14 protein-coding genes and 7 tRNA genes are annotated in these 20767 nt (G+C 70.5%); 4 read left to right on the forward strand and 17 right to left on the reverse strand.

All coding sequences use genetic code 11. The features are described 5' to 3' along the window. Positions 1-321 precede the first annotated feature (321 nt). From treZ to glgX, 3 genes are all read right to left on the reverse strand, one after another. Complete coding sequence (treZ, locus tag HZZ10_RS17115) at positions 322-2241, reverse strand: malto-oligosyltrehalose trehalohydrolase (protein WP_179914449.1); 1920 nt, start codon at positions 2239-2241, stop codon at positions 322-324. Then, on the reverse strand, positions 2238-4778 hold the full coding sequence (gene treY / locus HZZ10_RS17120; protein WP_056132342.1) for a malto-oligosyltrehalose synthase: 2541 nt from the start codon (positions 4776-4778) through the stop codon (positions 2238-2240). Before treY ends, treZ begins: the two co-directional genes overlap by 4 nt. A gap of 164 nt (positions 4779-4942) precedes the next feature. After that, positions 4943-7105, reverse strand: a complete 2163-nt coding sequence (gene glgX / locus HZZ10_RS17125) for a glycogen debranching protein GlgX (protein ID WP_179914450.1) — start codon at positions 7103-7105, stop codon at positions 4943-4945. Positions 7106-7239: 134 nt separating this feature from the next. On the opposite strand from glgX, the gene HZZ10_RS17130 reads away from it, so the two are divergent. Next, positions 7240-7542: a hypothetical protein gene (locus HZZ10_RS17130; RefSeq protein ID WP_179914451.1), complete on the forward strand. Its 303-nt coding sequence runs from the start codon at positions 7240-7242 to the stop codon at positions 7540-7542. A 178-nt stretch (positions 7543-7720) separates the two neighbouring features. Here HZZ10_RS17130 and metG read toward each other — a convergent pair whose 3' ends face one another. The 13 genes from metG to HZZ10_RS17195 form a co-directional block, all read right to left on the reverse strand. Continuing rightward, entirely contained in the window at positions 7721-9436 is a 1716-nt protein-coding gene (metG, locus tag HZZ10_RS17135; protein WP_179914452.1) for a methionine--tRNA ligase, read from the reverse strand. Between the two features lie 230 nt (positions 9437-9666). Next, positions 9667-9966, reverse strand: a complete 300-nt coding sequence (locus tag HZZ10_RS17140; protein WP_056132351.1) for a DUF4235 domain-containing protein — start codon at positions 9964-9966, stop codon at positions 9667-9669. Positions 9967-10084: 118 nt separating this feature from the next. Continuing rightward, positions 10085-10585, reverse strand: a complete 501-nt coding sequence (locus HZZ10_RS17145; protein ID WP_179914453.1) for a hypothetical protein — start codon at positions 10583-10585, stop codon at positions 10085-10087. A 54-nt stretch (positions 10586-10639) separates the two neighbouring features. Further along, positions 10640-11545 (reverse strand): ADP-dependent NAD(P)H-hydrate dehydratase, encoded by a 906-nt coding sequence (locus HZZ10_RS17150; RefSeq protein ID WP_179914454.1) that lies wholly within the window; start codon positions 11543-11545, stop codon positions 10640-10642. Beyond that, the gene (locus HZZ10_RS17155) at positions 11538-12299 is read right to left on the reverse strand and encodes a histidine phosphatase family protein (RefSeq protein WP_179914455.1); all 762 of its coding nucleotides are present in this window, start codon (positions 12297-12299) and stop codon (positions 11538-11540) included. Before HZZ10_RS17155 ends, HZZ10_RS17150 begins: the two co-directional genes overlap by 8 nt. A 123-nt stretch (positions 12300-12422) precedes the next feature. Then, positions 12423-13607 (reverse strand): GGDEF domain-containing protein, encoded by a 1185-nt coding sequence (locus HZZ10_RS17160; protein ID WP_179914456.1) that lies wholly within the window; start codon positions 13605-13607, stop codon positions 12423-12425. Then, the gene (locus HZZ10_RS19925) at positions 13604-15268 is read right to left on the reverse strand and encodes a sensor histidine kinase (protein WP_179914457.1); all 1665 of its coding nucleotides are present in this window, start codon (positions 15266-15268) and stop codon (positions 13604-13606) included. Before HZZ10_RS19925 ends, HZZ10_RS17160 begins: the two co-directional genes overlap by 4 nt. A gap of 128 nt (positions 15269-15396) precedes the next feature. After that, positions 15397-15471: transfer RNA gene (locus HZZ10_RS17170), tRNA-Val, on the reverse strand. 66 nt (positions 15472-15537) lie between these two features. Continuing rightward, a tRNA-Cys gene (locus HZZ10_RS17175) sits at positions 15538-15608 on the reverse strand. A 42-nt stretch (positions 15609-15650) separates the two neighbouring features. After that, a tRNA-Gly gene (locus HZZ10_RS17180) sits at positions 15651-15722 on the reverse strand. 317 nt (positions 15723-16039) lie between these two features. Then, positions 16040-16111, reverse strand: a tRNA-Val gene (locus HZZ10_RS17185). Between the two features lie 48 nt (positions 16112-16159). Next, positions 16160-16230: transfer RNA gene (locus tag HZZ10_RS17190), tRNA-Cys, on the reverse strand. Positions 16231-16273: 43 nt separating this feature from the next. After that, positions 16274-16345 (reverse strand) — tRNA-Gly (locus HZZ10_RS17195). A 218-nt stretch (positions 16346-16563) separates the two neighbouring features. Between HZZ10_RS17195 and HZZ10_RS17200 the strand changes: the two genes are divergently transcribed. The 3 genes from HZZ10_RS17200 to HZZ10_RS17210 all read left to right on the forward strand — a co-directional run bounded on the left by HZZ10_RS17200 (position 16564) and on the right by HZZ10_RS17210 (position 18739). Continuing rightward, positions 16564-17673 (forward strand): chorismate-binding protein, encoded by a 1110-nt coding sequence (locus HZZ10_RS17200; RefSeq protein ID WP_308507610.1) that lies wholly within the window; start codon positions 16564-16566, stop codon positions 17671-17673. Positions 17674-17678: 5 nt separating this feature from the next. After that, the gene (locus HZZ10_RS17205) at positions 17679-18566 is read left to right on the forward strand and encodes an aminotransferase class IV (RefSeq protein ID WP_179914458.1); all 888 of its coding nucleotides are present in this window, start codon (positions 17679-17681) and stop codon (positions 18564-18566) included. A gap of 101 nt (positions 18567-18667) precedes the next feature. Further along, positions 18668-18739: transfer RNA gene (locus HZZ10_RS17210), tRNA-Val, on the forward strand. 173 nt (positions 18740-18912) lie between these two features. On the opposite strand, the gene HZZ10_RS17215 is transcribed toward HZZ10_RS17210, so the two are convergent. Next, complete coding sequence (locus tag HZZ10_RS17215) at positions 18913-20739, reverse strand: amidase family protein (protein WP_308507611.1); 1827 nt, start codon at positions 20737-20739, stop codon at positions 18913-18915. Between the last annotated feature and the right edge of the window lie 28 nt (positions 20740-20767).

Here is a 20767-nt window from a genome sequence, read left to right on the forward strand (position 1 = left end):
GCCCCCTGAGCCCCTGAGCGGGGGCTTCGCGCTCGTCCCGCACCCCACCAGGTCGTACGTCTGACCGCGAGGTCGTACGGACACGCCAACGGGCGTGGTCGAAGGCTCCCATCTGGCGTGTCTGGGCGACCTCGGCGCGGGAGAGGCGACCTCGGTGCGGGAGGGCGACCTTGGGGTCGGGAGTGCGACCTTGGGAGACGCGGGCACCGAGGTGCCTCGTCGTGGTGCCTCGTGTCGTGGGAGAGGCCGGCCTGGACTGACGTCCGGGCCGGCCTCTGATCGTGCTGCGTGCTGCTTGCTGTGTGCTGCGGTGCTGGTGCCTCAGACCCGGACGACGGCGACGGCCCCGGCTGCGAGTCGCAACGAGCCTGCCGTGAGCACCGGCTCCTTCCACCCTGCGAGGACCTCCGGTCCTGCTGATGACGCGCCCACCCCGTCGCCTGCGCCCGCTCTGTCGAGCGCGTGCTCCTGCTCCTGGTCGGAGAGGTTGAGCACCGTGAGGACACTGCCGTGCCGCAGCGCGAGGACAGCCGGTGTGCCGTCCTCGGCGGCCGTCCCGGCCCAGGTCACCTCGATCTGCGACCTGTCACCGGATGCGAGGTCCGGCTCGGAGCGACGGAGCGCGATGAGGACCCGGTGCCACTCGAGGAGCGCGCTGTGGCCAGGGGCCGTGGTCTCGTCCCAGCGGATCTTGCTGCCGTCGAAGGTCGCGCGGTCCTGGGGGTCAGGGACCGATACGTCGTCCCCGTAGATCCCTGACCAATCGTGCCCAGAGAACTCGCGGGTCCGCCCCTCGGTCACCAGCCGGCCGAGCTCGGGGTCGGTGAAGTCCGTGAAGAACTGCCACGGTGTGGTCGCACCCCACTCCTCACCCATGAACAGCATCGGCGTGTACGCCGACGTGAGGACGATCGCGGCCGAGGCGGCGAGCAGGTCGAGGTCGACCTCTCCTGAGCCCCGGTGCGCCGGGCGACCCGGCCTGTCGCCGAGGGCCCTGTTGCCGACCTGGTCGTGGTCGGTCGAGAACACCACGAAGCTGTGACCGTCGACGTCGCCTGGGACCTTGTGGCCCCACGTCTCGCCGCGGAAGGTCGAGAAGGTGCCCGCGTGCAGGAACACCTCGGTCAGCGTGGTCCGCAGCACCTCGGGGGAGCCGAAGTCGACGTAGTAGCCGTGGCGCTCGCCCGTGAGCAGCGCGTGGATCGCGTGGTGGACGTCGTCAGCCCACTGTGCCGTCATGCCCTTGGGCCGGGTCGCGACAGCTCCGCTCCCGGTCCCGGCGGCACCGTCAGCACCCGCAGCACCCGCACCGCCCGTCGGCGCGACCGTCGCCGGGTCGTTCTCGTCGGACTCCGCGATCAGCCCGAGCGGTCGGCCGAGCGCCTGGGCCAGGGCCGCGGTCTCGTCGGAGAGCTCGGCCAGCAGGTGCCGCTCCGAGTCGTCGACGAGCGCGTGCACGGCGTCCAGACGGAGGCCGTCGAGGTGGAAGTCGCGGAACCAGCGCAGCGCGTTGTCGATCACCCAGCGGCGCACCTCGTGCGAGCCGTCGCCGTCGAGGTGCAGGCCCGCGCCCCACGGGGTCGAGTGGTCGTCGGTGAAGTACGGCCCGAAGGTCGCCGTGTAGTTCCCGCTCGGCCCCAGGTGGTTGTAGACGACGTCGAGCACGACACCCATCCCGGCGGCGTGCGAGGCGTCGACGAAGCGCTGGAGGGCGGCGGGACCGCCGTAGGGCTCGTGGACGGCGAAGAGGTGCACGCCGTCGTAGCCCCACCCGTGCGCACCGTCGAAGGCTGCGACGGGCATGAGCTCGACGAGGTCGACGCCCAGCTCGGCGAGGTGGCCGAGCCGCGAGATCGCCGCGTCGAGGGTGCCCTCGGGGGTGAAGGTCCCCAGGTGCAGCTCGTAGACGACCGACCCGCCGACCTGCCGCCCGGCCCACGACTGGTCGGTCCACACGTGGGCGGCCGCGTCGAAGACCTGGCTGGGGCCGTGCACGCCGAAGGGCTGCCGCATGCTCCGCGGGTCGGGCCGGGCGGGACCGCCGTCGACCGAGAAGCCGTAGAGGTCACCGTCGTGGGCACCCTCCGTGCTCGACCACCAGCCCGAGCCACGGGCAGGGTCGGGCAGGAGGGGGGAGACCTCGTCGGCGGACGAGAAGTCCTGGCGGTCGGGCGCCACGCGCACGAGGTCGACGCGCTCGGCCTCGGGTGCCCAGACGGCGAAGGTGGTCCTGGTGCTCATGCATCCTCCTCGGGGACGAACAGTGCGACCGGCAGCTGCTCGAGCAGCGGTGCGACGGGTTGGTGGCCGCCGTCGACGACGGCTCCGCTGAGCACGTCGTGCCAGCGGCCCTCGGGCAGGGCGATCATGTGGTCCCGCCACCCGCCGAGGCGGGCGAGGGTCGCCGCGCCGCGCGTCGCGAGCGTCACGATGCGCGGGCTGTCGCCCTGCGTGCGGGCGAAGGCGAGCGCGCTGCCCGACGACGCCGCGACGGGCCTGTAGCCCGAGTCCGGGCCCACGAAGGCGTCGGGGAACCTGCGCCGGGTGCGCAGCGCGCCCGAGGTGACCAGCAGCTTCTCCTCGCCGAGGTCGCGGGGGCGGCTGCCGGCGTCGAGGCGTGCCAGGCGCTCGTGCAGGTCGGCGGCGTCGACGGGACGACGGTTGTCAGGGTCCACCAGGGTCGGGACGAACAGCTCGGTGCCCTGGTAGACGTCGGCGACACCCGGCATGGTCAGCTGGACGAGCTTGATGCCCAGGCTGGTGGCCCGGACCGACGGAGCGACCGTCGCGGCCCACCCGGCGGCGATGTCCAGGACGGCCTCGTCGGTCACGGCCCAGGCTGCGAAGCCGAGTACGGCGTCTTCGTAGGCCTCGTCGGGCGCTGTCCACGTGGTGTGCGTCTTGGCCTCGCGGACAGCCTTGCGCAGGTACTCCTGGATGCGGTCGACGGAGATCGGCCCGTCGGCCCACGTGCCCACGAGCGTCTGCCACACGAGGTTCTCCGTGCGGCCGTCGACGAGCGCCGTGCGTGCCCGGGCCGAGACCGACCGCAGCCGGCCGACGGTCTCGGTCCACTCCACCGCGTGCTCGGAGAGCACGCTCGTCGCGGCGCGGGTGTCCTCGTTGCGCTTGGTGTCGTGGGTCGACCCCGTGGTCATCGCGGCCGGGGAGTGGTCGGCGGCACGCGCTGCGAAGGCGTGGAGCTCGTCGGCGCTCAGCGCGAAGCGGCTCGGCTCGCCGCCGACCTCGCACAGCGACACGAGGTGCGTCCACCTGTAGAAGGCGGTGTCCTCGACGCCCTTGGCCATGACAGCGCCGCACACCTGCTGGAACCTCACGGCGAGCTCGTCGCGGCGCGGCTCGCGCCGGCGGCCGGCGCTGCCGACCTCGCGGCCCAGCAGCAGCTCGACGAGCACGTCGAGAGTCTCGGCGCGGTCGGCCCCGACGTGGCGGCGCGCGATCTTCGCGGCCTCGTCCATCGCGGCCAGCGCGTCACGCGAGGGCTGCTCGCCCGGGACCACGTAGGCGCGGTAGCGGTCGAAGGCGACGAGGAGCTCGACGAGGCACTCGCGCAGCGCGCGCCACGAGTGGTCGCGCAGGCGGAGGTCGTCACGGCAGATGGTCGCGGCGAGGTCGGTGAGGCGGTGCACCTCGGCGTAGAGCGGGCCGTCGACGACCTCACGCTTGGAGGTCTCGACGAGGGCCTCCAGGCCGTCGCCCTCGTCGCCGGTCACGCGGTGCATGAGGCTCGCCAGGCGGGACTCGCCCGAGGGCTCCACGAAGGTCGCCTGGAGGCGCCAGAGGCCCTCGTAGCCGGTGGTCCCCACGGTCTCCCAGTCGCGCGGGACCTCTTCTTCGCCCGCGAGGATCTTCTCGACGGCGACCCAGGCGCCGCCCGTCGCCTCGGCGAGCCTGGACAGGTAGCCGGAGGGGTCCGCGAGACCGTCCGGGTGGTCGATGCGCAGCCCGTCGATGACGCCGTCGCGGAGCAGCTCGAGGATCAGCGCGTGGGACTCGTCGAAGACCTCGGGGTCTTCGACCCGGATCGCCGCGAGCGTCCCGACGTCGAAGAACCGGCGGTAGTTGAGCTCTTCGTCGCCGACCTTCCAGTGCGCGAGGCGGTAGTGCTGGCGGTCGACGAGCTCGGCGAGCGGGAGGCTCTCCGTACCCGGGCGGACCGGGAACACGTGGTCGTAGTACCGCAGGACGGTCTGCTGCTCACCGACACCAGGGACGTCGGCGACGTCGAGGCTCAGCTCGTCGCCGGCGAGCACGTCACCGATCCGGCTGCCGAGCACCGGCATGAGGAGGGAGCCGTCACCCGAGGACCAGTCGACGTCGAACCACCGGGCGTAGGGCGAGTCCGCGCCGTGCGCAAGGACCGACCACAGGGGCAGGTTGTGCCACGCCGGCGTCGGGACGGCCATGTGGTTCGGGACGATGTCGAGGATCATGCCGAGGCCGACGGCGTGAGCCTGCTCGGCGAGGGCCTCGAGGCGCTCGCGCCCGCCGAGGACGTCGCTCACCCGGGTGTGGTCGACCACGTCGTAGCCGTGCGTCGACCCGGGCGCCGCGGCCAAGATGGGGGAGAGGTACAGGTGGGTGACGCCGAGGTCTGCGTAGTACGGCAGACGGGCGGCGACGTCGTCGAAGGTGAGGTCTGCGCCGAGCTGGAGGCGGTACGTCGAGACGGGCAACGGCTTGCCGGGTGCCGGGAAGCGGCGGTCGGCGGCCCGCTGACCTGCGGTGCGGGCCTCGGTGGTGACGTCGTCGGTCATGGTGGGTCCTTGTCCTGGAGAGGGCTGCAGAGACGTCTGCCGGCGAGGCCACCGCAGGTGCGGGGCCTCGCCGGCGGGTTTCGAGCGAGGTGCTGTGGGTGCTGCTGGGTACGTCAGGTGGTCACCGCGCTCCTCGTGGAGCCCGGAGCGCGGTGACCGCGAGGTCAGTCGCCGAGGGGCGACCGGGTGAGCAGCACGATGCTGCGTCCCTTGACGGACAGGGTCGACCCGGCCGTCGCGGTGTGCGGCCCGTCGACGGGCTCGATGGCCGTCTCCTGGGTCACCGGTGTGACGGACTCGGTCGAGGTGCGCGAGGTGTCGAAGACGATCGACCACTCCGACCCGAAGTACTCGGGCGGGACTGTGAACTCGAGCTCTTCGGAGTAGGCGTTGAAGAGGATGAGGAAGCTGTCGTCGATGATCCGCTCACCGCGTGCGTCGGGCTCGCCGATCGCCTCGCCGTTGAGGAACACCGCGACCGAGCGGGCGTACCCCTCGTTCCACTCCTCGTCGCGCATGTGGTCGCCACCGATGTTCAGCCAGGCGATGTCGCCGAGCTGGTCGTCGGACCAGTTGTCGTCGCCGGAGAAGAACCGGCGGCGACGCAGGACCGGGTGGCGCAGGCGCAGGTGGACGACCTGCTGGGCGAAGGTCAGCAGGTCTTCGCGGGCCGGGTCGAGGTCCCAGTCCATCCAGGACAGCTCGTTGTCCTGGCAGTAGACGTTGTTGTTGCCCTGCTGGGTCCGGCCGATCTCGTCGCCGTGCGCGATCATCGGCACACCCTGCGAGAGCAGGAGGGTCGCGAGGATGTTGCGCTGCTGGCGGGCACGCAGCGAGAGGATCTCCGGGTCGTCCGTGGGGCCCTCGACGCCGCAGTTCCACGACGAGTTGTGGCTCTCGCCGTCGTTGTTGCCCTCGCCGTTGGCGTCGTTGTGCTTCTCGTTGTACGACACGAGGTCGGCGAGCGTGAAGCCGTCGTGCGCGATGACGAAGTTGATCGACGAGATCGGCTTGCGGCCCGTGTGCTCGTAGAGGTCCGACGAGCCGGTGATCCGGCTGGCGAACTCCGCGAGCGTCGAGGGCTCCCCACGCCAGAAGTCGCGGACCGTGTCGCGGTACTTGCCGTTCCACTCGCTCCACATCGACGGGAACCCGCCGACCTGGTATCCGCCGTCGCCGAGGTCCCACGGCTCCGCGATGAGCTTCACCTGCGAGACGATCGGGTCCTGGTGCACGAGGTCGAAGAAGGCGGAGAGCCTGTCGACCTCGTGGAACTGGCGGGCGAGGGTCGAGGCGAGGTCGAAGCGGAAGCCGTCGACGTGCATCTCGGTGACCCAGTAGCGCAGCGAGTCCATGATGAGCTGGAGCACGTGCGGGTGGCGCATGAGCAGCGAGTTGCCGGTGCCCGTGGTGTCGAAGTAGTGCTGCTGCTCCTCGTCGACCAGGCGGTAGTACGCCTGGTTGTCGATCCCACGGAAGCTGAGCGTGGGGCCCAGGTGGTTGCCCTCGGCGGTGTGGTTGTAGACGACGTCGAGGATGACCTCGATGTTGGCCTCGTGCAGGGCCTTGACGAGGAGCTTGAACTCCTGGACCTGCTGGCCGTCGGTGCCCGAGGACGAGTACTTGTTGTGCGGGGCGAAGAACCCGATGGTGTTGTAGCCCCAGTAGTTCGACAGGCCCTTCTCGACGAGGGTCGAGTCGTTGACGAACTGGTGGACCGGCATGAGCTCGACGGCTGTCACGCCCAAGTCCACGAGGTGCGCGATGACGGCGGGGTGCGCCATGCCGGCGTACGTGCCGCGCTGCTCCTCGGGGACGGCCGGGTGGTTCTGCGTCATGCCCTTGACGTGCGCCTCGTAGATGACGCTCTCGTGGTACTCGTGGTTCGGCGGACGGTCGTGGCCCCAGTCGAAGAACGGGTTGATGACCACGGACTTCATGGTGTGGGCGGCGGAGTCCTCGTCGTTGCGGGAGTCCGGGTCGCCGAAGGTGTAGGAGAAGAGGCTCTGGTCGCCGTCCACCTCGCCGTCGATCGCCTTGGCGTAGGGGTCCAGCAGGAGCTTGGCGGGGTTGCACCGCAGGCCGTTCTCGGGCTCGTACGGTCCGTGCACCCGGAAGCCGTACAGCTGCCCAGGCTGGACCGAGGGCAGGTACGCGTGCCACACGAAGGAGTCGACCTCGACGAGGTCGATACGGGTCTCTTCGCCCGACGGGTCGAAGAGGCACAGCTCGATACGCTCGGCGACCTCGGAGAAGATCGCGAAGTTGGTCCCGCTGCCGTCGAAGGTCGCACCGAGCGGGTAGGGATGTCCTGGCCAGATCTGCATGGCGTAAGACTGCCCTAGGTTCGTCGCTCCGTCCTGCGATGACGGGTGAGGGACGGGTGAGGAACCGGGGCGGAGGTGCTGGGGACGGCCTCTTCCTCTGGCGCTCGGGCCGAGATTTTGGTGGGATGGACCACATGATCTCTTCACCGTGGGCACAGCAGGAGAGCGACAAGACCGAGGGCACAGGCCGGGACGGGGACCTGGCGACGGGTCAGGCCGCCGGCGAGAAGGCCAAGATCGCCCCGCGCCGGCGCGCGACCCCGGTCCCCGACGTACGTGACGACCGTTACTACGACTCGGACCAGCCGGGCATGGGTGACACCGTCGCTGGTGGCGACGCGAGCAAGGCACCCAGGTCGCTGCGCGAGGCGGAACGGCAGGCCAAGAAGGGCGCGATCCTCGCCGGGGACGACTGGGACAACCCCGAGGAGATCTGAGCGCAGCCGGTCACCGGCGGCTCGACCGGAGACCTTCGCTGCCGGTACCGGCAGCGGGGGAGCGCTGCGGTCGATGCCCCGAGCACCCTGTCGGGGGCACTCGGGGCCGAGGCGGACGATCAGCGACCTCGGTCGCGGCCCTGCTCTGACGAACCGTCACCGGTCGCGCGACACGTTCCTACGAACCATCACCGAAGCGGGCACGGAAGCCCTCGAGGTCTTCGGTGGTGATCTTCGCCACAAGGACTGCCGGGACGACAAAAGGGGTCCCGGCCGGCACCGACGCCAGGAAGTCGGGATCCTCTGGTGAGACCCATCGGGCGGAGTCTGCCCCGAGGTCGAAGGCAGACCTGATCGTCTGCGAGAGCTCCGGCACGAAGGGTTCCGACACGACCGAGCACAGGTGCGCAAGACTCATCGCCGTGCGGAGCGTGAGCGCTGCGGCGTCAGGGTCGACCTTCACCTGGGACCACGGAGCGGTGGTCTCGAGGTACGCGTTCCCGAGGCTCCACAGCCCGCGCAGCGACTGGGCAGCCTTGCGCACCTCGAGCGCGTCCATGTGCGCCTCGTAGCGGCCGAGCGCCGCAGCGACGTCGCGGGACAGCCGTTCCTCGGCCGGACCAGGAGTCCCGCCCGCCGGGGCGGTCGGCCCGAAGCGCCGGGCCGAGAAGGACAGCACACGGTTGACGAAGTTCCCGAGGGTGTTCGCGAGGTCGTTGTTGACGCTCGACGCGAAGAGCTCCCACGTGAAGGACGTGTCGTCGGACTCCGGCGCGTTCGCGAGGAGGTAGTACCGCCAGAGGTCGGCGGGGAGGATCTCGAGCGCCGCGTCCGTGAAGATCCCACGCTGCTGCGAGGTCGAGAACTTGCCCCCGTAGTACGTCAACCAGCTGAAGGCCTTGACGTGGTCGACCGTGGTCCACGGCTCGCGCGTCCCCAGCTGGGTCGCCGGGAACATGACGGTGTGGAAGGGGACGTTGTCCTTGGCCATCACCTGCGTGTACCTCACGTCAGGCGCGTCGTACCACCATGACCGCCAGTCGCGGTCTTCCCCGGCAGGTGCAGCGTCTGACCATTCCTTGGTCGCCCCGACGTACTCGATCGGCGCGTCGAACCACACGTAGAAGACCTTGCCCTCGGCTGCGAGCCCTGGCCAGGTGTCGGCCGGGACGGGGACTCCCCAGTCGAGGTCGCGGGTGATCGCGCGGTCGTGCAGACCTTCGTCGAGCCACTTGTGGGCGATCGAGGACGCCAGTGTCGGCCAGCCGGACTCCCGCTCGGCGAGCCAGGACTCGACCTCGGGCTGGAGCGCAGACTGGCGCAGGTAGAGGTGGGTGGTCTCGCGGACCTCGAGCTTGGTGCTGCCGCTGACGGCCGAGCGGGCGTCGACCAGGTCGACGGGGTCGAGCACCCGGGTGCAGCTCTCGCACTGGTCGCCCCGGGCGCTCTCGTAGCCGCAGTGCGGGCAGGTCCCGACGATGTAGCGGTCGGGGAGGAACCTGCCGTCTGCGACGGAGTACACCTGGGAGACTGTGCGCTCCTCGATGAACCCGTGCTCGTGCAGCCTGCGGGCCACGTGCTGCGTCAGCTCGTGGTTCTGCGGCGACGAGCTGCGCCCGAACACGTCGAAGGACAGGCCGAAGCCCTCGTAGATCTCCCTCTGCACCTCGTGCTGCTGGGCGCAGAACTCCGCGACGGGGAGCCCTGCCGCCTGCGCGGCGAGCTCGGCGGGTGTGCCGTGCTCGTCCGTCGCGCAGACGAGCAAGACCTCTTCACCGCGCTGGCGCAGGTACCGGGCGTACATGTCGGCGGGGAGCATCGACCCGACCATGTTCCCCAGGTGCTTGATGCCGTTGATGTAGGGCAGAGCGCTGGTGATCAGGTGCCGGGTCATGCCGCGGGCCTCCGGTTCGTCGGGCACGCGCCCAGGTCGGGCGCCGTGCAGTCGTCCATCGTAGCCACGCGCCACCTGCGTCGGCCCAGGACCGCCGGGAGCGAGCCGTGGGACCTCGCCCCGAGAGAAGACGCCCCGGCGACTCCGGAGACAGAGCGCCCCCCGGTCTGCGGTGTCTTCACCGCAGACCGGGGGTCGAGGTCACCTCTCGGTCTGTGACCCGTCGGGCGTCACTTGCCCGGCCACTCACCTGTCCAGCGCTGGAAGGCGCGTGCTCCACCACGGTCGATGAGGGCCTTGACCGCTGCGTAGATGGCTCCCTGGATGAGGGAGGCGACGAGCAGCTCCTTGAGCGGGTACTCCGAGGCGAGGGGGCCGGGCGACTCGTCGTGCTCGGCGCGCGAGACGCGCTTGTAGACCTGCTTGAAGAGCTGGCCGGCGAGGAGTCCCCCGACCATGGAGCTCACGAGGCCGAAGGGGCGATAGAGGATCTTGGCTGACTTCGAGGCTTTCACGGTGTCGGTGCTCATGGGTCGACGCTAGTGCGGGTCTGCCGGCTCCGCAGCCTGGACGACACTCCTGCTGAGGATCGTCCGCGCTCTCACCAGCACGAGCTCCCGATCCCGCTGGTTCGTCCGGGTCCAGCCGTCAGCTCGAGAAGGCCTCGGGCCGGATCTCCTCCAGCAGCGCCGAGATGGTGTCCTTCTGCGCGACAGCCTGGCGCTGGAGGTGGTGGAGGTGCTCCACCTGCTCGGGCGAGAGGCCCAGTCCCGCGGCGTGGGCCTCGAGCGTCTGCCAGCCGCTCAGCTTGCCGAGCACGGCGCCGCGCAGGATCTCGAGCTCGAGCAGCGGGCTCAGGGGTGACTGCTCGACGGCCCGGCCGTTGAGCTTGAGCCGACCGACCGTCTCGGCGACCGAGGCGAGCAGCGCCTTGGGCTTGTTGCGCGTCACCCCGAGGGAGACCGCGGTGCGCACCAGCCACTGCCGTTCTTCGGTGAACTCCTGCTCGAAGCGGCTCAGCGCTGCCGCGAGCGAGGGGCGGTCGTAGGCGCTCGCCATCCGCTGGACGCGCTGCAGCCCGGCTGTCGCCCCGGTGACGTGGTCGTTGAGGTAGATGGAGAGCAGACGCGGTTCGATCGTCGTCGACATGGGTGCTCCTTCAAGAGGTCGGTGCGGGTGGTCCAGGTCAGGGGTGCGTGAGGGTCAGGTGGAGAGCTCGGCGAGGGCGTGCGGCAGCTGGTCGGCGAGCTCGCGGGCCAGATAGCCCACGGTGCCGACCGAGGCTGCCAGCCTGTCGCCGCTCACGGCGTGCAGGTGGGTGCCCCAGCACGCTGCCTGGTCGAGCGGCACAGATCGGGCCGCGATCCCGGCGATGGCGCCGACGAGGACGTCGCCCGAACCGGAGGTCGCGAGCCCCGAGGTGCCGGTGGTCCCCTCCCAGAGCCCGCCGTCGGGGTCGCCCACGATGCCCTGGCACGAGACGACCGCGCTGTAGCGGCGGGCGATAGAGGCGGCCTGCTCGGCGACGTCAGGCTCGTCCTCCGACCCGTCAGAGCCCGAGTCGTCACCAGGGTCTGCGCCGAGCAGCAGCCCGGCCTCGGTCGGGTTCGGCGTGAGGACGATCCGACCACGCAGCGGGTCCAGGAGGTCGCCCAGCCCGGGCAGCACGCCGAGGGCGTAGGCGTCGAGCGCGAGGACCGTGCTGTCGCCGAGGAGCGGGACGAGCCCGCGGAGCAGCTCGGCGGTCTCGTCGGCGTCGTCCAGGCCTGGCCCGACGACCACCACGTCCGAGGACGAGGCCTCCGCCTCGAGCCGCCCAGCACCTGACCCGAGGACGGTGCCGTCCGTCGACTGGGGCAGCGGCACCACGCCGGACTCGGGGACCGCCACGGCGACAGCCGCCGCGACACCCTCCGCGACGGCCAGGGTGAGCCGCCCGGCACCGACCCGCAGCGCCGAGATCCCGGCGAGCATCGCCGCACCGGGGGTGCCGGCGGCCCCACCGACGACCAGGACCGTCCCGCGGTCGTACTTCGAGCCGGCCTCGGTCGGCAGCCCCCAGCTACGCAGGACGGCGGGAGTCAGGGCGCGGGGTGTGGTGTCAGACATCGGAGCTCCCAGGTTCGTCGGTGTGCTCGGCGGCGTCGCCCGTGAGGTGGTCGTCCGCCTGGGTGAGGACCGCGTGCCACGAGCCGGCCAGTGCGAGCGGGTCGCTGTCGTCGCGGCGCAGCAGCGTGAGCGAGGCGTTGCCCACGGGCCTGTCACGGGCCAGCGCGAGGACCTCCTCCTCGGTGAGGCCCTCGCAGACGTAGCGGAAGGTCATGATGACGGCGTCGTGGCAGGTGATGAGCACACGCTCCGGTGGGTCAGCAAGGCTCTCCAGGTCTGCGAGGAAGGCGCGGACCCGCGCAGCCAGGTCGGTCCACGACTCCCCGCCGCCCGGGCGGTGGTAGAACTTGCCGTGCCACGCCCGGCGCTCGGCCTCGTCCGGCTCGAGAGCCTTGATCCCGGCGGTCGAGAGCCTGTCGAAGACCCCGAGGTCGCGGTCGCGGAGCCTCTCGTCGAGCCGCACCTGGAGGTCGATCCCGGCGGCCCGGAGCGCGCGCCGTGCGGTGTCGTGGGCCCGCAGGTACGGGGAGGACCACACAGCCTGAGGGGTGTCGTCCGGGTCGAGGTCTCGCAGCCACCTCCCGACGGCGTCGGCCTGCTGCTCGCCCTGTGCCGACAGGGGGACGTCGGCCTCCCGGCTCGTGACGTCGAGGCGCTGGGAGCCCGACCGCTCGGCCTCCATGCTCGCGACGTTCGCGACGCTCTCACCGTGCCTGACCAGCAGGATCTCTCTCGGGGTCGACCTCGACCGCATACGCGGGCACGTCCTCTCGGCACCTGTGGGCGACGCCGACGGTCGCCGGCGCCTGTCCCGACCATGCTGCCGCACAGGTCACAGGCCTGCATGCCCGCAGCAGGGGATAACCCTGCGTGAGGCTCAGCGCCAGTCGGGCCGCTTGGACACCTCGAGCAGCCAGGCGTCGCTCACCCTGTTGCCACCCGCTGCGCTCGCGTCGTCGGCGGCGCGCCGCGCGGCCTGGTGGAGCGGTTCGAGGTCGTAGCCGAAGTGCTCCGTCGTGGCGACACCGATGCTCGCGGTGAGGCTCGCACCAGGCGCCTCGGGGATGTCGGTGTCGAGGAGGGCGCGGCGCAGGGCCGTGGCTGTCGAGAGACCAGCGCCGGGCTGGGCTTCGGTGAAGACGATCGAGATCCGGCCCGCACCGACCTCGCCGATGACCGACGAGGTCGGTGTCCCGTTGCGGACCGTCGTCGCGTAGGCCGTGATGACGAGGTCAGCGACAGACCTGCCGAAGGCCGTGTTGATGGTCTCGAGGTCGTCGAGGTCGACGTGCAGCAGCGCGACCCTCTCGTCGTGGTTGTGCGCGCGCTCGAGCCTGTCGGCCGCGACCTGCTGGAAGGACTGGTCGTCGACGAGCCGGCGTGCCGTGAACACCGGGGTCGAGCGGCGGCGCGCGTGCGCGAAGGACGTCTCGGACCGCAGCACCGACATCGAGACCGCGGCCACGACCATGAGGACCATGGTGAGGATCGACGCCGTCGCCGTCCCCAGGACGTCGGTGAAGACATAGCTGCTGGTGCCGAAGACGAAGTACGTCACGAACCGTGCCGCGAAGAGCAGGGACTCGACGGTCAGCACGACAGACAGGCCGCGCGCGTTGACGTCCTTGCGCAGCGCGCCGCGCCAGGTCTCGGCAGCGCCGAAGCCCGCCAGCACGGCCACGGAGCCGAACCAGACGGGAGCACCGGCCCAGTCACCCCCGTCAGGACCGGCGATCCCGGCCGCGAAGCCGGTGATGACGGCGAGCAGGAGGGTGACCTCGACGTAGCTGCGGCGCCCGTTGTACGACCTGTTGCCGTTCCAGATCGCTCCCGCGCTCACGACGAAGGCGGCGTTGCCCACCGCGACGGCCCACCACATGCTCGGCGAGCTCGCCCACAGCAGGTACGAGAAGGCCGTGAGGATGCCGGCCAGGTACCCGAGCGACCACAGGCGGCTCGTCGTGCTGTCGCGCCTGAACACCGTCTCGACGACGAAGAGGAGGCCGGCGGTGAGGACGACGATCCCTGTGGCGAGGCTGAGGGTCTGCTGGTCGAGGGTCATGGCGCGGCTCTCGTGGGGACGGTGACGGTGACGGTGGTCCCGCTGCCGAGCGTGCTCTCGACGGTGAGGTCGCCACCGTGCTTGCGCACGATCTCGCGGGCGATCCCCATGCCGAGCCCGCTGCCGTGGACAGCGGAGTTCCGCACGGCGGCGGAGCGGAAGAAGTGCTCGAAGAGCTTGGGCAGCTCTTCGCCTGAGATCCCGATCCCCGTGTCGCGGACCGTGAGCACCAGCTCCTCGCCCTGCTGATGCAGCGCGAGGTCGACCCGTCCGTGGTCGACGTTGTACTTGATGGCGTTCGACAGGACGTTGTCGATGACCTGCCGCATGCGGAAGGGGTCGGCGACGGTGAGGACGTTGCGGACGCCGCTCGTGTCGACGACCACGTCGCGCTCGCGGGCCCGTGGCAGGAGCGACTCCGCGGACTGCAGGACCGTGGTGCCCAGGTCGACCGGGACCGGGGTGATCTCGAGAGGCTTGGACGCCTGGCGCGAGGCCGAGAGGATCTCGGTGACGAGGTCGAGGAGGCGGTTGCTGTTGCGCTCGACGATCTCGAGGGACGGGCGGGCGTGGTCGGGCAGGTCGTCGTCGAGGACGAGCTCGAGGTACCCGAGGATCGACGTGAGCGGCGTGCGGAGCTCGTGCGAGACCGAGGCGATGAGGTCGTCGCGGGCCGAGATCGCGTTGAGCTCGGTCGTCACCTCGCCCGAGACCAGGATCGTCCCGTCGAAGGACCCGTCGCGGGCGTCGACGAGACGGCGGGAGGTCATGAAGTACGCGTGGCGGTCTTCGCCCGGGTTGCCCACCCAGATGAGGACGTCGTCGAAGGCCTCGCCGCGCTGGGAGCGGAAGAAGGGCCGCTCGTCCTCGCGGAAGGGTGTCGTGCGGTCCGCCTGGTACACGACCTCGTGTCGAGGCCTGTCGGGCAGCGCCGAGTCGCGGTCGTGCATCCGGGTGTGCGCGCTGTTCGCGAAGGTGATGACCCCGTCACGGTCGAAGCGCACGACTCCGAAGGTCACGGTGTTGAGCACCTCGGTCAGCAGCTGCTCGTGGTGGCGCGCGGAGACGAAGGCCTCGTTGAGCAAGGAGGCCTGCTTGCGCATGAGCGTGCGCTGCGCGTGGTCGCGACGGGAGCTGATGTGCGTCGACGCCGCGACGATGGACAGCACGAGGGGCAGCAGGACGAGCAGGGTGAAGGACGAGAGCGTGATGGCGCTCGGCTCGATCGCGACCGTCGCCCAGCTGCCCAGGGTCGCCAGCGCGACAGCTGTGATGGTGCCCGTGAGGCCGAAATAGGTCGACAACCAGATGACCGGGAGGAACCAGAGGACACCGAGGCCCATCTCGGGCGTCTCGATGCGCAGCAGCAGGATCGCGACCATGTCCGTGACCGGCAGGACCATGATCCAGCGCTTGTCGAACCTGTTCCAGGGGACCAGCAGCGCCGCGCCCGTCGCGACGAAGGCCAGGACGACCCCGGTGAACATGATGGGGTCGGTGAGGCGCCCCGGGGCGAACCACTGGATGAGTGTGAGGACGCTGAGCACGGCCGAGCCGAACAGCAGCTGGGACAAGATGACCGAGCGGTTGATCTGCGGCCCGCGCCTGTCCGAGGACGCGGCTGTGCCGGGGTCCTGGTCGGGGTTCGGTGTGCGCTTCACGGCCTCACGGTAACTGGTGGGGGCGACGCACGACGGCTGATGATCGAGCGCCGAGCGGGTGGAAGTTGTGGGGGAGGAACCACGAAGGCCGCCCCGGATGCTCCGTGACGGCCTGCTGAGTCGTGCTGTGGTGGGCGATACTGGGATCGAACCAGTGACCTCTTCCGTGTCAGGGAAGCGCGCTACCGCTGCGCCAATCGCCCGGGGTGTCCCGCGGGGTGATGCTGTCGTGCTGCTCTCGCGGTCGTGCTGCGGGAGGTGCTGCTGAGAGGTGGAGACGGGATTCGAACCCGTGTGGACGGCTTTGCAGGCCGCTGCCTCGCCTCTCGGCCACTCCACCGTAGTCGAACGGGTACCAGGCGAACCTGAGAACCGATCTCCGAGCGGACGACGGGATTCGAACCCGCGACCCTCACCTTGGCAAGGTGATGCTCTACCACTGAGCCACGTCCGCACGCCTTCTGGGCTGATCTCTCAGCGCCGTCCGGTGCGTGGATTACAGTAGACCAGGTTTTGCGTTCCCCCAAACCAGCGTCGTGGCGGGGGGTGAGGACCGCTGCTGAGGCCCGGGATCGCGCCAGAAGTTCGAGTCCACAGCCTGGGCGAGGACCGCCTCTCGGTCCTGACCGGCGCGAGGAAGGCGGCCGGGGGACTGGCTGAGGCAGCACGGTGATGCTGGTCTCACAGGCTCGTGCAGCACGGCTCGTGCAGCACCGAGACGCAGAAAGACCCCCTCGGAGAGATCCGAGGGGGTCTTTCTGTCCTGCTCTGTGGGCGATACTGGGATCGAACCAGTGACCTCTTCCGTGTCAGGGAAGCGCGCTACCGCTGCGCCAATCGCCCAGAGTGATGCTGCCGTGCTGAACTACCGGTACTTCGTGTCGTTCTGCGAGGTGGAGACGGGATTCGAACCCGTGTGGACGGCTTTGCAGGCCGCTGCCTCGCCTCTCGGCCACTCCACCGTAGAGACACAGATCTTCAGATTGCTCGGAAGGTCTATCTCCGAGCGGACGACGGGATTCGAACCCGCGACCCTCACCTTGGCAAGGTGATGCTCTACCACTGAGCCACGTCCGCATGCTGCTTCAGGACACCGTTCGAACTGCGTCGGTGTTCTTGGCGCGTCACAGACTCTATTGAACTTTCGGTCCTGAGTCCAACTGGCTCGTCGTCGCAGGTCAGGAAGCGCAGGAACCTGCGGAAAGAGAGTGTCCATAGGCATGGCTCGGACGTCGCTGGACGTCGACGGGGCGGACGCGAGCCCGGTCCCGACGGACTCTGGGTAGCGTTGCCGCGTGGACAACCAGCAGGGATACGCGCGATTCGCCGGAGTCGAGGCTCGACGGCCCGTCGAGATGGTCGACCTCGCGCGAGACCCCCAGGCGCTGCGCCGCGGCGGGACCTGGTTCGTGGTCGCCGAGTTCGAGGGGCCCGCCCGCGCATGGCGCTTCGCGGACGTGACGCGCGTCGCAGCAGACGCGTCAGACGTCGCTCGCGCGGACGATCTGTCGGCCGCCTGGCGAGGACCCACCACGCAGTCGTGGTCCACGTCGCTCGACCGCGACGCCTACGTGGACGCCGTGCGGCGCGTGCGCGAGCACGTCCGGGCGGGGACGGTCTACCAGGCGAACATCTGCCGGGTGCTCGACGCACCCCTCCGGCGGGTCGAGGGCCACGAACCTGATCCCCGTGCCCTCGCCGACAGGCTCGCCGCGGGCAACCCTGCCCCGTACCAGGGGGTGGTGCACGTCCCAGGTGCAGCTGCGCCGACCCTCGACCCGGTCTGGGTCGTGACGGCCTCGCCCGAGCTCTACCTCCGCGTCGAGGGCCTGGTCGGTCCGGGACCGGCGACCCTCACCTCCGCCCCGATCAAGGGGACGGCCCGCACCGTCGAGGGCCTGACGGCCAAGGACGAGGCGGAGAACGTGATGATCACAGACCTCGTCCGCAACGACCTCCAGCGCGTCTGCGTCCCGGGGACCGTCGCGGTGACCACCCTCCTCGACGTCGAGGAGCACCCGGGGCTCGTCCACCTGGTCTCGACGGTCACCGGGGAGCTGCGCCCGCAGGTGGCCGCGGCCGACGACCTCTGGGCGCGCCTGCTCACGGCCACCTTCCCGCCGGCCTCGGTGTCCGGTGCCCCGAAGTCCTCGGCGCTGCGGATCATCGACGAGCTCGAGACCGCGCCGCGTGGCCCCTACTGCGGGGCCGTCGGCTGGGTCGACGCCGACGCGGGGACCGCAGAGCTCGCTGTGGGCATCCGGACCTTCTGGTGGTCCCAGGACGAGCGCCTGCGCTTCGGCACCGGTGCTGGCATCACGTGGGGGAGCGACCCCGTGCGGGAGTGGGAGGAGACCGAGCTCAAGGCCGCCCGGTTGATCGCTCTGGCATCTGCGGCAGACTGAGGTCCATGACAGTTGTGATCTGGTCCGACGGCCATCTGCTCACGCCCGAGGAGCCAGCGCTCAGCGCTGTCGACCACGGCATCACGGTCGGAGACGGTGTCTTCGAGACCTGCGCGGTCTACGGGGGACAGGCCTTCGCGCTGACCCGTCACCTGCGCAGGCTCGCCCGCTCCGCAGCAGGGATCGGGCTCGTCGCCCCCGAGGAACAGCTGGTCCGCGACGCCGTCGCCCAGGTCCTCGCCGCGGCCCCCGACTCCGGGCGGCTGCGCATCACGGTGACCGGAGGACCGGCGCCGCTCGGCTCGATGCGCGGAGACGGTCCGCTCTCCTTGCTCGTCGCTGCTGGGCCCGCATCCCCGTCCTCCGTCTCGCGCGCGGTGCGCCTGCCGTGGGTGCGCAACGAGCGCTCGGCCGTCGCAGGCCTCAAGACGACCTCGTACGCCGAGAACGTCGTCGGCTACGCCTACGCGAGCGAGCGGGGCGGTGACGAAGGTCTCATGGCCAACACCGTCGGTGCGCTCTGCGAGGGGACGGCCTCGAACGTCTTCGTCGAGATCGGCGGCGAGCTGCTGACCCCCCACCTCGAGACCGGCTGCCTGGCGGGCATCACCCGCGAGCTCATGCTCGAGTGGGCGCGCGAGGAGGGACTCCCCGCCCGGGAGGCCGGGATCGACGAGCTGCCCTTCGGTGTCCTCGACGAGGTGACGCTCGCGGGCGGCGGGACGATCGGCGGGGTGACGGGAGAGCGGGGCGTCAGCCTGGCGCTCGCGGGCAGCATCCGCAACGTCGCCCCCGTGGTGTCCCTCGACGGCAAGGACGTCGTCCCGGGGCCGCTCGTCGTCGCTGCTCAGAAGCTGTTCGGTCGCCGTCTGGCCGAGGGCATCGACCCCTGAGACCCCGTGTCGGCGAGCCAGTTCGCGTCAGAGGCCCTCGACCGGTTACGCTCTTCCACGAGCACACCGCGCACTGTCGCAGGAGCTTGCCGTACACGTACGGGCGATTGGCGCAGTGGTAGCGCGCTTCGTTCACACCGAAGAGGTCACTGGTTCGAACCCAGTATCGCCCACAGCAGGTAGCAGCAGGTCAGAGGCCGTCCCCGGTTCGGGGGCGGCCTCTTCTGCGTCTGTGGTCAGGGCGTCGAGGGTCGCCAGGGGACAGCCTGTGCCCGGACGCACAGACGCCCCGGGAGACAGCTCTCCCGGGGCGCCCACGACCGCGGCTGCGCGACGACCCGTCAGATCAGTCGAGCGCCCCGTACAGCGCCGGGGTGGTGCGCAGGTGAGTGGCCTGCTCGAAGGAGTACGCGAGGCCGAGCAGGTCGCCCTCGGAGTAGTCCCGGCCCAGGAGCTCGAGGTTCACGCCTGCCCCGGGAGTCGTGCCGTCGGCCGGGATGGCCTGTCCCATCGGGACGGTGACGGCGGGCATGCCGGTGTTCGGGCTCAGGCGCATGTTCGTGCCCTGCGTGCCGTAGGGGGTGCCCGACGGGTAGGCGATCGCGTCGAGGTCCTGGCTGTCCATCATCGAGGTGACGAGCACGTGACCGGCCTCGATCTGGGTCGTGTGCGTGCCGAGCGGGCCCGCCCACGCCTGGTACGTGTCCTCGGTGACGGCATCGCGCTGCTGGTAGATGCCGGTCCGTGAGGTCACGAAGGCGCCTGATGCGACGATGTCGGTGATGGTGCGGCTGGTCACCTCAGGGGCGAGGTGGTTCTGGACGTAGACAGCCAGGTCGTGCTTGAACTCGTTGGTGCTGCCCGAGCCCTCGTTGAGCACCGCGGCGAACTGAGCCGGCGGTGTGATCTCGACGACAGTCGCGCCGAGCGACTCGAGGGTCGCGCGGGTCTGGGCCCAGAGCCGGACGTTCGTGGGGTTGGTCCCGATCATCGAGGGCACGAAGCCGATGCGCGCGCCGTCCAGGGCGTCGACGTCGAGCGAGGCCGTGTACGACTCGGGGACCTTCCCGGTCTGCTCGAGGGTCACGGGGTCGGCGGGGTCGATCCCGACCACGGCGTCCAGGGCGACCGCGGCGTCGGTGACGCTGCGGGTCATCGGACCGCCGGTGTCCTGGCTCAGGGCGAGCGGGATGATGCCGTCCCGGCTCGTCAGACCGACCGTCGGGCGGACGCCGACGAGCTGGTTGTAGGTGGACGGGATGCGGATCGACCCGCCGGTGTCCGTCCCGAACCCGAGCCCTGCGAGGTTCGCGGACACCGACGAGCCTGTGCCACCGCTCGAGCCGCCTGCCGACTTCGTGGTGTCGTAGGGGCTCGCGACGAGCCTCGTGCTGCCAGCAGGCTGGAAGGCTGAGAACTCCGAGACGAAGCCGTAGGCGAACTCGTCGAGGCTGGCCTTGGCGAGGATCACGGCGCCCTCGGCGCGCAGCCCGCCGACCATCGCGGCGTCGGTCGACGTCTGGTTGGCGTCCCAGCAGCCGCAGCCGCCGGTCGTGGGCATGTCGAGGGTGTCGTAGTTGTCCTTCACCGCGACGGGGACACCGAGCAGCATGCTCGTCATGCCCTGCGACGCTCGGACCGTGTCGGCCGCAGCTGCCGCCGCGAGCGCCTCGTCGTTGACGGTGATGATCGAGCTGAGCGGACGCGCACCGCCCGGGACGACCGTCGAGTCGTAGGCGGCGATCCTGTCGATGTACGCCTGGGTGATCTCGACAGAGGTGGTCACCCCGGCGTTCATGGCCGACTGCATGTCGACGGTCGTCGCCTCGATCAGGTCGAAGGGGCCGTCGTCGTAGATCATCCGGCCGGACACGGCGGCGAGGTCGGTGACGGTGATGACGCCGTCGGCGTCGACGTCGGCCGTCGCCACGGCGGACCAGCCAGGGCTCGCGGTCGTCTCGCCGAGGTGCTCGGCGACCACGTCGAGGTCGGCCTGGGTCACCTGACGGTCGCCGGTGAGGTCGAGATCTGTGTAGTACGGGGCCAGCATGACGCCTGACGGGACCGCCGCGACGTCGTCGGCCGAGGCGGGGAGGGCACCGAGGGTGCTGGCCGCGAGGAGCGCGAAGGCGCCGGTGGTCGCGGCTGCGGTGCGGACAGGGCGTGTGGTCACAGGGCTCTTCCTCGGGGAGGTGCGGGGG

Source organism: Sanguibacter inulinus, assembly GCF_013415325.1.
GTDB classification, from domain to species: Bacteria; Actinomycetota; Actinomycetes; order Actinomycetales; family Cellulomonadaceae; genus Sanguibacter; species Sanguibacter inulinus.

Excerpts from the sequence above, each read along its gene's own strand:
- treZ (WP_179914449.1), bottom strand. The coding sequence starts at position 2,241 with ATGAGCACCAGGACCACCTTCGCCGTCTGGGCACCCGAGGCCGAGCGC.
- treY (WP_056132342.1), bottom strand. The coding sequence starts at position 4,778 with ATGACCGACGACGTCACCACCGAGGCCCGCACCGCAGGTCAGCGGGCC.
- glgX (WP_179914450.1), bottom strand. The coding sequence starts at position 7,105 with ATGCAGATCTGGCCAGGACATCCCTACCCGCTCGGTGCGACCTTCGAC.
- HZZ10_RS17130 (WP_179914451.1), top strand. The coding sequence starts at position 7,240 with ATGATCTCTTCACCGTGGGCACAGCAGGAGAGCGACAAGACCGAGGGC.
- metG (WP_179914452.1), bottom strand. The coding sequence starts at position 9,436 with ATGACCCGGCACCTGATCACCAGCGCTCTGCCCTACATCAACGGCATC.
- HZZ10_RS17140 (WP_056132351.1), bottom strand. The coding sequence starts at position 9,966 with ATGAGCACCGACACCGTGAAAGCCTCGAAGTCAGCCAAGATCCTCTAT.
- HZZ10_RS17145 (WP_179914453.1), bottom strand. The coding sequence starts at position 10,585 with ATGTCGACGACGATCGAACCGCGTCTGCTCTCCATCTACCTCAACGAC.
- HZZ10_RS17150 (WP_179914454.1), bottom strand. The coding sequence starts at position 11,545 with ATGTCTGACACCACACCCCGCGCCCTGACTCCCGCCGTCCTGCGTAGC.
- HZZ10_RS17155 (WP_179914455.1), bottom strand. The coding sequence starts at position 12,299 with ATGCGGTCGAGGTCGACCCCGAGAGAGATCCTGCTGGTCAGGCACGGT.
- HZZ10_RS17160 (WP_179914456.1), bottom strand. The coding sequence starts at position 13,607 with ATGACCCTCGACCAGCAGACCCTCAGCCTCGCCACAGGGATCGTCGTC.
- HZZ10_RS17205 (WP_179914458.1), top strand. The coding sequence starts at position 17,679 with ATGACAGTTGTGATCTGGTCCGACGGCCATCTGCTCACGCCCGAGGAG.